The organism is Bradyrhizobium sp. WD16 (assembly GCF_024181725.1).
Taxonomy (GTDB): Bacteria; Pseudomonadota; Alphaproteobacteria; order Rhizobiales; family Xanthobacteraceae; genus Bradyrhizobium_A.
The window spans coordinates 562,096-573,433 of the sequence record NZ_CP028908.1; the positions used below are offsets into that span (position 1 = coordinate 562,096).

Annotated in this window: 9 protein-coding genes; 6 read left to right on the top strand and 3 right to left on the bottom strand. The window is 69.2% G+C overall.

The genetic code is table 11. From position 1 onward, the window contains the following. Window positions 1-6: 6 nt before the first annotated feature. The gene (locus DB459_RS02630) at window positions 7-711 is read left to right on the top strand and encodes a GntR family transcriptional regulator (RefSeq protein ID WP_253711412.1); all 705 of its coding nucleotides are present in this window, start codon (window positions 7-9) and stop codon (window positions 709-711) included. 358 nt (window positions 712-1,069) lie between these two features. Beyond that, window positions 1,070-4,216 (top strand): adenylate/guanylate cyclase domain-containing protein, encoded by a 3,147-nt coding sequence (locus DB459_RS02635; protein ID WP_253713746.1) that lies wholly within the window; start codon window positions 1,070-1,072, stop codon window positions 4,214-4,216. A gap of 32 nt (window positions 4,217-4,248) precedes the next feature. Here the strand turns inward: DB459_RS02635 and DB459_RS02640 are convergent, their stop codons facing one another. From DB459_RS02640 to DB459_RS02650, 3 genes are read right to left on the bottom strand one after another with little or no spacing between them, the layout of a single operon-like run. Beyond that, window positions 4,249-5,745 (bottom strand): peroxidase, encoded by a 1,497-nt coding sequence (locus DB459_RS02640; protein WP_253711413.1) that lies wholly within the window; start codon window positions 5,743-5,745, stop codon window positions 4,249-4,251. Window positions 5,746-5,758: 13 nt separating this feature from the next. Next, the gene (locus tag DB459_RS02645) at window positions 5,759-7,786 is read right to left on the bottom strand and encodes a hypothetical protein (RefSeq protein ID WP_253711414.1); all 2,028 of its coding nucleotides are present in this window, start codon (window positions 7,784-7,786) and stop codon (window positions 5,759-5,761) included. After that, window positions 7,786-9,213 carry a cytochrome P450 gene (locus DB459_RS02650; RefSeq protein WP_253711415.1) on the bottom strand — a complete coding sequence of 476 codons (1,428 nt, stop codon included), beginning with the start codon at window positions 9,211-9,213 and terminating at the stop codon, window positions 7,786-7,788. Before DB459_RS02650 ends, DB459_RS02645 begins: the two co-directional genes overlap by 1 nt. Before the next feature lie 206 nt (window positions 9,214-9,419). Between DB459_RS02650 and DB459_RS02655 the strand changes: the two genes are divergently transcribed. From DB459_RS02655 to DB459_RS02670, 4 genes are all read left to right on the top strand, one after another. Beyond that, the gene (locus DB459_RS02655) at window positions 9,420-10,139 is read left to right on the top strand and encodes a Crp/Fnr family transcriptional regulator (protein ID WP_253711416.1); all 720 of its coding nucleotides are present in this window, start codon (window positions 9,420-9,422) and stop codon (window positions 10,137-10,139) included. Between the two features lie 136 nt (window positions 10,140-10,275). Then, complete coding sequence (locus tag DB459_RS02660) at window positions 10,276-10,509, top strand: hypothetical protein (protein WP_253711417.1); 234 nt, start codon at window positions 10,276-10,278, stop codon at window positions 10,507-10,509. Continuing rightward, window positions 10,506-10,676, top strand: coding sequence for a hypothetical protein (locus DB459_RS02665; RefSeq protein ID WP_253711418.1), 171 nt, complete (start codon window positions 10,506-10,508; stop codon window positions 10,674-10,676). The genes DB459_RS02660 and DB459_RS02665 overlap by 4 nt, the downstream gene beginning before the upstream one ends. Then, window positions 10,673-10,858 (top strand): hypothetical protein, encoded by a 186-nt coding sequence (locus tag DB459_RS02670; protein ID WP_253711419.1) that lies wholly within the window; start codon window positions 10,673-10,675, stop codon window positions 10,856-10,858. The genes DB459_RS02665 and DB459_RS02670 overlap by 4 nt, the downstream gene beginning before the upstream one ends. Window positions 10,859-11,338: the final 480 nt, after the last annotated feature.

The following is an 11,338-nucleotide window of genomic DNA, read 5'->3' on the forward strand; positions in this document are numbered from 1 at the left end:
AAAACAATGAGCAAGACGGCCACCAAGCGGGCCCAGGTACCTTTCGCCGGCGACAAGACCCGGGCCGGCCTGCACCGGACCAGGACCGTCAATCAGGCGGACATTGCCTATGAACGGCTGAAAGCGGCGATCATCACGCTCGCGCTGCCGCCGAACACGCCGCTCAACGAAGCCATCGTCTGCGACGAACTGGGCCTCGGCCGCACGCCGGTCCACCAGGCCTGCCATCGCCTGGCGCTGGAGGGCCTCGTCCAGATCGTGCCGCGCAAGGGCATCGTCATCCCGCCGCTGTCGATGGACGACTTCTTCGACCTCGTCGGGGCGCGGCGGGTCAACGAGCCGGCCTGCGCCGCCCTCGCCGCCCAGCGCATTCCCGACGCCGCGGTCAAGGATCTCGCCGCCATCGTCGCCGACAGCCGGCGCCTGGCGCGCGACGACCTCGCCGGACTGATCGTCCTCGACCAGCGCTTCCACGAGATCATCGCCACCGCCAGCGGCAACCGGGTGATCGCCGCCATCCTCAAGAATCTCAACGACCGCTCGGCCCGCTTCTGGGCGCTGTCGCTGAGCAACGAGGCGCATCGCGCCGAGACCATCGAGGAGCACGGCCGGATCGTCGCCGCGCTCAAGCGCCGCGACGCCGGCCTCGCCGCGTCCGCGATGCATGAGCACATCGAGTCCTTTGCCAAGACGCTCAACCAGCTGTCGTGAGGACGCGATCGTCCGGTCGAGCCCGGCGACAACAAGACAGCTCTCCGGCGCACCGGCCCGGTTCGGAGACATCGGCCAGCTGATACTCCAGCCCGCGGCACGGATCGCCCGAGTCCGGGGTGGCGCGCCCGGCGAAAGGGACCGTGACCGCCACGTGACGCTGATTTAATCGGCCGGTCCGGCCCATTTAATTCCCGCCCCGCGGGTTGCCAAATCTACAAGGAGTTCCCGGCAGGACTTGAGCGTGTCGGGCTCCATGCTATCGTCGGATTGCATCCGGATCGGGGCTTTGGGACCATAGGGCTGCCGAGCAGCATGAGGGCAGCATGGTGTGACCGGTGATATCACCTTGACGTGCGTGCATTGCGGTTTCGCGCTCGGGCCGGCCGCGCGCTTCTGCGCGGGCTGCGGCCGGCCCAAAACCCTGCCGAGCGCCTTCGGCCACCACGCCAGCACTTTCCTGCAGTCCAGCGTGCCGCCGAGCCTCGCCAAGCACATCCAGCGCTCCGGCAACGCCATTCTCGGCGAGCGCAAGCATGTCACGGTGCTGTTCGCCGACATTCTCGATTCCACCGCGCTGATCGACAGGCTCGACCCCGAAGAGGCCCTCGACGTGCTGGGACCGGCGCTGCGGCTGTTGATGGACGCGGTGCACCGCTTCGACGGCTTCGTCAACCAGACCCTGGGCGACGGTATCATGGCGCTGTTCGGCGCGCCGATCGCCAGCGAGGATCACGCGGTGCAGGCCTGCCGGGCGGCGCTCGCCATGCAGCAGGCGATCGCCGACCACAACGCCGCGACCGGCGGATCGATGGCGCTGCGCATCGGCATGAATTCCGGCCAGGTGGTGATCCACTCGATCGGCAGCAATCTCGCCATGAATTACGACGCGGTGGGCAAGACCGTTCACCTCGCCGCGCGCATGGAAGACCTCGCCCCGCCCAACGCCATCATCCTGTCGGAAGCGACGACCCAGCTCGCCGACGGCTTCATCACCGCGATTCCGCGCGGGCTCGCCAAGGTCAAGGGCATCGCCGAACCGGTCGAGACCTTTGAGCTGACCGAGGTGCGCAAGCGGACGCGGTGGCAGGTGCGCTCCTCGCGCGGGCTCAGCCTGCTGGTCGGTCGGCGCGCCGACCTGCGCACCCTCATCGAGGCGGTCGAGCGCGCCGCCGCCGGCAACGGCCAGGCCATCGTCCTGTCCGGCGATGCCGGGCTCGGCAAGTCGCGGCTGGTGCACGACCTTCTCGGCCACCTGCCCGACGACTGGACCGTGTTCGAGACCGCCTGCGTCGCCCATGGCATGAATTCCAGCTATCATCCGGTGTCGGCGCTGATCCGGACCATGATCGGGGTCGAACCGGAGGATTCGCCGGCGAAGGTGGCCGAGCGCACCGCCGAGGTGATGCGGCGCATCAACCCCGCCCTGCTGCCGCCGGTGCTGTCGCTGCTCGACATCGAGAGCGAGGATCCGCGATGGCGCCGGCTGGAGCCGACCGAGCGCCGCAACAAGGTCATCGACGCGCTCAAGGCCCTCGCCTTCAACCAGGCGCGCCGGACGCCGCTCCTGATCCTGGTCGAGGACGTCCACTGGATCGACGCCGAGACGGCGCTGATCGTGCGCAGCATCGCCGCGGAGCTCGCCGGCAGGCGCATCCTGCTGCTCGCCACCCAGCGACCCAACGCCCGGCCGCTCGGCCCGCATCTGACGCGGATCGACCTCTCCGCGCTCGATCCGGCAATGTCGCGGCAGCTGCTCGACTGGCTGATGGGCCGCGATGCCGGCCTCGCCGCGCTGAAGAAGACCCTTCTGGACCAGGCCCAGGGCAACCCGCTGTTCGTCGAGGAACTGGTCCAGGCGCTGCGCGACCGCAACATCCTGGAAGGCCAGCCCGGCCGCTATCGCGTCGCCGCCGCGGCGCCGCGCATCGACGTGCCGCCGACCATCACCTCGGTGCTGGCGGCGCGCATCGACCTGCTCGACGGCATGCCCAAGACCCTGCTGCAGACCGCCGCCGTGGTCGGCAGCAGCGTCGAGGTCGCCGTGCTCGCCGAGATGGTCGGGATGCCGATCGAGAGCCTCGCCGGCGAGCTCGATGCCCTCGAACAGGCCGACTTCCTCCTCCGCGAGGATTCCGATCGCGAGGTTTATCGCTTCAAGCACGAACTCACCCGCGACGTCGCCTACAACAGCATGCTGGTCGGCCTGCGCCGCTCGCTGCACGCCAAGGCCGTCGAGATCCTCGAGCGTCGCTTCGCCGACCGTCTCAATGAACATGCCGACCGCCTCGCCGACCACGCCTTCCACGCCGAATTGTGGGACAAGGCGCTGCCCTATCAGTTGCGGGCCTGCCGCCGCGCGCTCAAGCGCGGCGCCTATCTCGACGCGATCTCGATGTACGAGCGCGGCCTCGAGACCATCTCGCACTGGCCGCCGTCGCCGGCACGCACGCGGGCGGAAATCGATCTGCGCCTCACGGTGCAGACCGCGCTGGAGCCGCTGGGCCGCCATCGGCAGATCGCCGCGGTGCTGCGCGAGGCCAACGCGCTCGCCGATTCATCGACCGATCTGATCCGGCTGACGGCGCTGGGCTGCCAGCTTGCCGCCGCCCTGTGGCGGCTCGGCGAGCACGATCCGGCCATGGAAGCCGCCAAGGGCGCCGTGGCCAATGCGCTCAAGGTCAACGAGCCGGTGCTGACCTTCGCCGCCTTGCACGCGATCGGCTTCATTCATCACGAGCGCGGCAATTTCACCGAGGCGATCGCCCTGCACGAGCAGTGCATGGCCTGTGAGACGCCCGAACTGGACGTCAAGCGCGCCGGATGGGCGTGCTACCCGACCGTGCTGGTGCGCACCTTCATCGCCGACTCGCTGATCGAAATCGGCGATTACGCCCGCGCCGAGGCCTTCGCGCTCGAGGGCAGCCGGCGCGCCGAGAGCGCCGACCACTCCTATTCGCGGGCCAACATCAACCACGTGCTCGGCCGGCTGCGCACGGCGCAGGGCCGCCCCCATGAGGCGATCGCCCTGCTCAAGCCGACCTGGCTGAGCTGTCTCGAGCGCGAGATCGTGCAGATGTATCCGATCTTCGCCACGCGGATGGGAGAGGCCTATCTGGCGATGGGCGATCTCGACGCCGCGCTGGACATCCTGAGCGCGCCGGAAAAGCTCGACGTGCCGCTCGCCGAGCACGCCTGGGGATGGCGCTACCTGTTCATCGCCCAGGGCCATGCCTTCCTGCGGGCCGGGCGCATTGCCGAGGCGCGCAGCGTCGCCGAGCGCGCCCTGACGCTGGCGATCGAACGCGGCGAGCCGCCCCAGCAGGGCTATGCGCTCAAGCTCATCGGCGACATCGCGGCGAACCAGGGCGCCGACGGCGAGGCCGCCGACGCCTATCGCCGCTGCGCCGCGCTGGCCCAATCCTGCGGCATGCTCCCGCTGCTCAGTGCCTGCCGGGAGGCCGAGGCGCGCCGCGCGCCGTTGGCCGCAGCCCGGACCACATGAAGACAGCCGGCAGCACGCCACTCTGATGCGCCTCAGCCGGCGAGCCGGCGCACCGCGTCGATGCCCGGCAGGAAGAAATAGGCTCCGCCCCGCACCCGCACGAAGGGTTTCGGCCGCGGCACCACGATGTTGACGGGCCGGTTCTGGATCACCACCGCGTCGTCATCGTCGGCGAAGTGTCCGATCGGATCGGTGCCGACGTGAAGGTCGCCGAAATGGCGGCTGTTGAGCCAGGAGTGCTGGATCATCTCGAACTGGCCGGCGATGTCGGCGTTGAACGCCATGAACAGGATGCCGCGACGGCCGCCGTCTTCCGGCCGCGCCGGATCGAAGCGCTCGCCATACATCCGGCCGCGGCGGATCAGGCGATGCATCTTGGACAGCTGCAACGCGGTGTCCGGATCTGGCCCCTTGGTGTCGCGCGGATTGGCGCGGCGGATATGGGCGCCGATCGGGCAGCGCAAGCCGAAGCGGTCATTGTAGTAATAGAGGAAGTCGTTGTCCTGCTCAGGTGCCGCTTCCGAGTCGCCGGCCGTCGTGCCGTCCGCGGGCGCCGCCAGCGGCCGGCCGTCGGGACAGCGGCCGACGAGCCGCGCCGCGATCCACTCGCGCTTGCTGGCGTCGGGCTCGTCGTCCGGCAGCGCCGCGGCGGCGCGGGCGACGAAGTCCGAGAACGCCGCCACATCCTGTTCGAGCTGGCGCAGCACCAGATAGCTGCCGTTGCGCCGCAGGTCGTCGGTGCCGCTGCGCACGCGGCGCTCGTTGCGATAGCCGAACAGGAATTCGCCCGGCTTGACGAAATGCACCCGCCGCGCCTCGGCGTCGTCGCGATGACGATGGGCCTTGGGCGAGCCTTCGATGATCGGCTGGGAGATGCCGTCGCGATAGCCGAAATGCTCGGTGCGGTCGTCGAAGACCCGGCCGGGCAACACCAGCGGCCCGCCGCTGTCGGGGGCGACCAGCGGCACCGCAACGGGCGCCATTGCCGCCAGCTGCCGCGCCAGCAGGGCCTCGAGGCCGGTCGCGTCAGGGGCGAACAGCATCAACAATCCATCGATGGCATCGTTGCCGCCCCAGCCGCCCCATTCCCAGTTCGCCGGTGAGGACTGGCCGAGATCGCCCAGCACGTTGGTGCGACGCGACGGCCTGCCGGCGCCATCGCGCGCCGGCGCCATGCCTTCGACGAATTCGAGCGAGAACGGCGCGATCCCGCCAGTTCCGCAAAACGCCCGCAGGCCGGATGCGGTGAAGGCGATGTTGACCGCCTCGCGCACCACCTCGCCGCCGCCGCCCTTGAGACGACGAATATGCGGTCCCGCGCGACCATCTTCGGCGCCGTCCGTCGGCGTGTCGTCGTCGGTGTCGTTCGGACCCGCACGCATCAGCTGGCCGGCAAGGCTTCTCAGCCAGGTGCGCGCCGCGGCCCCCTCGCCCTCGCGCAGGCGCCAGGGCACATAGGCGGAGAACGGCAGCTGCGGGTAGCCGCTCAGCACCAGTCCCTGAACATCGTGCCACTCGACCTTTTCCATCTCGGACCTTCGATTAGAGGCGCTGGAACACGGCGTCGACCTCGCACGGCGCGAGTGTGCCGCTCAGCGCCTGCCGCAGATCGGTATTGGCGTTGACGTTGACGGTGGCGAGCGTCGGATAGGCGCTGTACCACACCAGGGTCTCGATCTGGCTCTGGCGCACATAGGCCTTGAACGGCTGCTCGGACTGGGCGCCGCCCCAGAGCAGGAATTGCGTCGCCGGAAAACTGGTGCGGCGGCCGTCGGCGTGGACGAAGGTGTTCGTCCAGATCGCGTTCAGGCCCTTGAAGCCGGGAAGATCGATGAATTCGTTGAGATAGCTGTCGCAGGCGCCGCTGTAATTGTCGAGGAAGAGCAACCGTCGGCCACCGTCCATCATCACCCAGCGCGCCGAGAGAATGGTCGGAATGCCGCCGAGCTCGCCGCGGTTGAACCAGCAGCGCGCCAGCAGATTGACCGCGAACAGCGCCACGCGCAGCAGCACGCGCCGCGCCACGCCGCCCTTGACGTAGGTCAGACTGGCGAAGTGATTCTGGTAGGTGTTGATGCCGCCTTCCTCGCGGGCATATTTCGGCACGTTGTCTGCCGCGCGCGCGATCAGTCCGGAGGCGTCGGCATAGGCGGTGCGGTCGCGGAGCTCGAGGGCGCGGATCATGGCGAACAGCAACAGGCCCAGAGCATAGGCGCCGACGACCCCGAGCATCACATAGGCCATGAACTCGTAACCGTTGCCGAGCCAGCCGCGCAGGCGGTCGGCGACGTCATGGCCGAGCGTCAAGGGGCTCTGGCGCGCGATGATCAGAAGGCCGATCGCGGCCGTGAGCACCATGGCATAGATGACGAGATCCCGCGCGGCGCGGCGCAGACGCTCGCGCCCCGGCGACAGCGCCTTGAGCTCGACCATCAGGCGCAGCGACACCAGGGCATGGTCGAGCGCCGCCAGGATCAGGACCGTGACGACCAGCGCCAAGGCGGCGACCGCGAAGGCGACGACGCCGGTGGCCGGCCGCTCCTGCTCCAATCCGGCGATGACGAGGCGAAGCACCGAACCCGCCAGGAAGATCGTCATGACGAAGCTGAAGATCACCGCGAGATGCAACAGAAAGCGCAGCGCGAAGGATTGGTCGCGCGGATGGTGGCTGAGGCCGCCCAGCACCAGTCCGCCGCCGCGCAGCGCGCCCCACAGCAGCGTGACGCCGACCAGCATCGGCAGCGCCGGCCGCCCCCCCTCGAAAAACACGTTGTCGGGCAGCACCGCGGCGAAGGCGGCGATCACCTTGCTCCCCGGATCTCCCGCCGCCTCGGTCGTTGCCGTCAGCGCGGCGTACAGCGCCCACGGCTCGAGCGCGGGAAAGAGGTGAGACAGGATTCGGCCGAACAGGTAGGCGAGCGCGACCGCCGCGATCAGCGCAGCGAGCGCGACGAGCGCGCGGGCCGTCATTTCCCACGGCAGTCTCGCCGGCGACATCGCCCAGCGATTGTCGCGATGGTTGGCGACGAAATCGCGCCGGATGAAGTCGAAGATCGCCGGCAGCCGGCCCGGCGCGCCGACGCGATCCTGCCACTGGCGCCGCAGATAGCGCACGATGCCGCCGTGCAGCCGGTTCTCGTCCTGGATCTGGGCGACCGACCGGCCCGGCGCGCCGGTGAAGAACGCATGGCAGCCGATGTCGTGGGTTTCGAGGAATTCCCGCACCAGCTCGGGCTCGGCGATGCCGGCGGCCGGATAGCCCTCGCAATGACGGAAGATGTCGTGCAGCCCCTCGCCCGCGACGCCGAGCAGCGCACGCAGGAAATCGGTGCGGCTGCCGTCGATGGTCGCCTCGAACACCAGGCGCGGGCCGAAACCGGCCTCGGCCGGCAGGATCACGAAGCTGCAGAAATGCAGGCTCGTGACTTCGTCGAACGGAAACAGCGGCTGGCATTGCAGCCTGCCGTCGGCGAAGTCCGGCCGCGGTTCGGCATTGGCGCGCAGATAGTCGCTGCAGGGCTCGGCCTTGTCGGCGGCGAGCGGCACGATGATGGTGACGACCGAAGGCATCAGGCCGTCCCGCCGCGATCGAACGTCACCGTGAGCGAGCGCGCCGCCGGCCCCTGATAGCCGACGTCGCCGTCGCGCCCTCCTGCCCGCGCGAGCTTCGGCAGCCGCGCCACGGCGCGGACGATCTCGAACAGGGCGATATCGGCGATGTAGCGGCCGAAGCAGGCGCGGGCGCCGTGGCCGAACAACAGATAGGCATCCTGCGACCGGTCGGCGCAGAACACCGAGGGCGCCGGCACCGCCGCCGGATCCCACATCGCGGCCAGCGGCGGCGCCATGACCCTGGTGCCGCCCTTGACCAGGCGGGCGCGCGGCGTGCCCGCCGCGATGACGGTGTCGCGCGGGCAGTCGCGGACGAGCAGCGGCAGCATCGGCCGGAAGCGCAGCGCCTCGTAGATCGCCTGGCGCAGATGCGCGGCCGCCGCGGCATCGGCGGCATCGAGAGCAAGTCGCGCCGCGGCGTCGCGGGCGAGCTTCAATCCGTCCGGATGCGCCAGCAGCTGATCGATGGCATGGGCGCTCGCCCGCACGATGGTGGCGCCGCCGGTGCCGACGAGGCCGGTGAGATAGCGGCGGATCCAGTCGTCGTCGAGCCAGGCCGGTGCATGGTCCTCGGCCTTGCGGCGGACGAGCCGGGCGAGAAGGTCGTCGGCCGCGGCCCCGGCCGGCGCTGCCGCGTCCTCGTGCGCGGCGATGCGCCCGACCACGGCCTGCGTCAATTCGGCGATGCTGGCGCGCGAGCGGGACCAGGACTCCGAGCCGACCGGCGGATTGACCATGATGATGCCGGCGAGATCGGCCATCACGTCGGCCATCCGGCGGGGGTCGGCGAGTGCAATGCCGAAATAATCGGCGGCAATGCGCACCGCCACCGGCTCGGCGAGTTCGGCCACCACGTCGATCCGCCCGGACGCGGTCTCGAGATGGCGCGCCACCTCGGCCGCGGCGAGGCTGCGGATCAGCGCGGTGTCCTCGGGCTTGACCATGCTCTGCAGCAGGCCGCGCTCGAGCGCGTGCTGGCTGCGCCAGTCGATGGTCATCATGAAGGTTCCCCAGGGCATCCCGGGCTCGATGACCTGGCCGAGCTGAAAGTCCTCGAACCGCGCCAGGACCTCGCGCACATCCTCGGCGCGGGTCACCCATAGGAAGTTGCCGATCAGCGCCACGGGCCGGATCCGCCGCAATGCGGCAAAGAACAGCCTGAACGGCCCCATGTGGTTGAGAAGGAAGCAGGTGGCGCGATAGACCAGCATCGCCAGAGCCAGGCGGACGCGCGCGACCGCCTGCCCGGTCCAGCCGGCGCTGCCGATCGGCGCGTCGGTGCCGGAGCCACCCGACGGGCCGCCCGATGCGCCCGCGGAACGATCCCTGGCCGGCGCTTCGGCGAGGGTGGTCACCGATCGAGTACTGACGGATTGGGTGCTCACGGACTGAACCTCCGCACCGGCCGCGACCCGAGACGCGCTCCATGCGTCGGGAGCGGCTTGCAATTGGTCAAACAATGGGAAACAAAAATACTGATCGGCATCATTAACCTCTTCAACCCCGCCGGACAATGGCGCGGGCCGGCCCGCTCCCGCCCTCGCAACCGCGCCACCCCTTGCCGGCGGCCCCGCCGAGAAGACGGACCACCATGCCGCGCGATGCCCGCAGCCCACCGGACGCCAAGCTCGCCTTTCTTCGCGCCCTGCCGATCTTTGGCGACCTCGACGGCGCGACGCTGGAACGCCTCGGGCGCTATGCCAAGACGCGCAAGTATCGCAAGGGCGCCATCGTGTTCTCCAAGGGCGACCCGGGCGACCGGCTGCTCGCGGTGATCAGCGGCACGGTCAAGATCGGGATCGCCGGCGCCAGCGGCCGCAGCACCACCTTCAACCTGGTCGGCGCCGGCGAGCTGTTCGGCGAGATCGCCTTCCTCGACGGTTCGGCGCGGACGGCCGACGCCGTCGCCAACACCCCCTGCGAGATCCTCGCCATCGACAAGCGCGATTTCCTGCCCTTCATGGAATCCCAGCCGCACCTGCTGATGCGGCTGATCGAACTGCTGTGTCGGCGATTGCGCTGGGTCAGCGAGCATGCGGAGCAGATCGGACTGCCGGACCTGCCGACCCGGCTCGCCAAGACCCTGCTCCGGCTCGGCGAACGCGATCCGGCATTCGCCAGGACCGGCAAGATTTCGGTCACCCAGCAGGAAATCAGCGAGATGATCGGGATGTCGCGCGAGAGCATCAATCGGCAGCTCCGCGTCTGGGCCGGCCTCGGCTGGGTTCGTCTCGGGCATGGCGCCGTCGTGATTGTTGATCGGACTGCATTGAAAGGCGCCGCGGCCGACGAGGCGACGGCGTCGCGCTGAGCCGGACGATCGCCCCTGGCCCCGTGCGCCTCGCAGCCTATGCGATAACGTCGCTGTCATATGTGAGCCACCTCACACCTCTCCGGCCAAACCGGCGCTAAATTGGCCGTGCTTCCGGGAGAAGGAGGAGGCCGCCATGACCCACCCAGACAGGCAGAGCCCGTCCGACCGCCGCGACGATTTGTGGATCGTCGGCCTGTTCGCCAGCAGCGGCATCGCAGCGGCCGCTTTCGTTCTGTTCCTCGCCTTCAGCCCGATCGGCACCAGGCCGGCCGCCGTCGAGGGCTCATGGCAAGCCGCCGCCCCGGCGCAGGTGAGCGCCCTCGCCACCGGCTATGCCACGGCATCGAGCGAGGAGATCGGGCGATGACGAGCGGCCAGATGATGGCGCCGCGATCCGGGACGGCGTTGTTCGCGCCGCTCTTCATCGCCACGACGCTGGTGCTGATCGGGCGTTATCGCGTCACCGCGCCGCAAGGCGGCCATCGAAGCGACGATCTGTCGGCGAGGGTGCTGCGCCTCTCGACCCCGTCATGACCGTGACGGCCGTGACCGACGAAGCGGCGGACGAACGCCAGCAGCCCGAACAGCCCGCATCGCGAAGCGATGCCGAACTGTTCTGGCTGACGTTGGCGATCTTCGTCGCCCTGCTGATCGCAATCTATCTGGTGACGTCGCCGCCCGGTGGCGGTGCGTTGGAGCTCCTGCTCGGCCGCTGAGCGCGATCCGGAAAGATCCAACCTCCCCTTTCCGGAGACAGCCGCTGAAGCCGAGTTCGGGCGGGGGTGGCGGTCACGCCCGGAGCTGGTGCACTTGGCTCCGGCGTGACCGCTGAAACCTCTCGTGCGTCCCGATTCTAACGTTCGCATGTCCCCGCAGCGAGCGCCTATGGATTTGACATTCGCTTCACGAGCCCGCGTCCAGTCGGTAGCGAATGTCAAATCCACCCCGCTCTTTGGTAGCAAGAAAGACGTGGATGGCCGGGACAAGCCCGGCCATGACGAGTGTTGTGCAGACATCTGCCTGCGGGCTAAGGCAACGGAGAGTGGACCGGCGCGGCGGCGACGCGTTACGCGCCCAGGGCGCGAATTGGTTGACGAGGGCAGCGTCCCCTCGGATCGTTATGGCCGGGCTTGTCCCGGCCATCCACGTCTTTTCGGAGCGGTGGACTCACCAATCTCTATGATTTGACGCGGCTC

Excerpts from the sequence above, each read along its gene's own strand:
- DB459_RS02655 (WP_253711416.1), top strand. The coding sequence starts at position 9,420 with ATGCCGCGCGATGCCCGCAGCCCACCGGACGCCAAGCTCGCCTTTCTT.
- DB459_RS02630 (WP_253711412.1), top strand. The coding sequence starts at position 7 with ATGAGCAAGACGGCCACCAAGCGGGCCCAGGTACCTTTCGCCGGCGAC.
- DB459_RS02640 (WP_253711413.1), bottom strand. The coding sequence starts at position 5,745 with ATGGAAAAGGTCGAGTGGCACGATGTTCAGGGACTGGTGCTGAGCGGC.
- DB459_RS02665 (WP_253711418.1), top strand. The coding sequence starts at position 10,506 with ATGACGAGCGGCCAGATGATGGCGCCGCGATCCGGGACGGCGTTGTTC.
- DB459_RS02660 (WP_253711417.1), top strand. The coding sequence starts at position 10,276 with ATGACCCACCCAGACAGGCAGAGCCCGTCCGACCGCCGCGACGATTTG.
- DB459_RS02670 (WP_253711419.1), top strand. The coding sequence starts at position 10,673 with ATGACCGTGACGGCCGTGACCGACGAAGCGGCGGACGAACGCCAGCAG.
- DB459_RS02645 (WP_253711414.1), bottom strand. The coding sequence starts at position 7,786 with ATGCCTTCGGTCGTCACCATCATCGTGCCGCTCGCCGCCGACAAGGCC.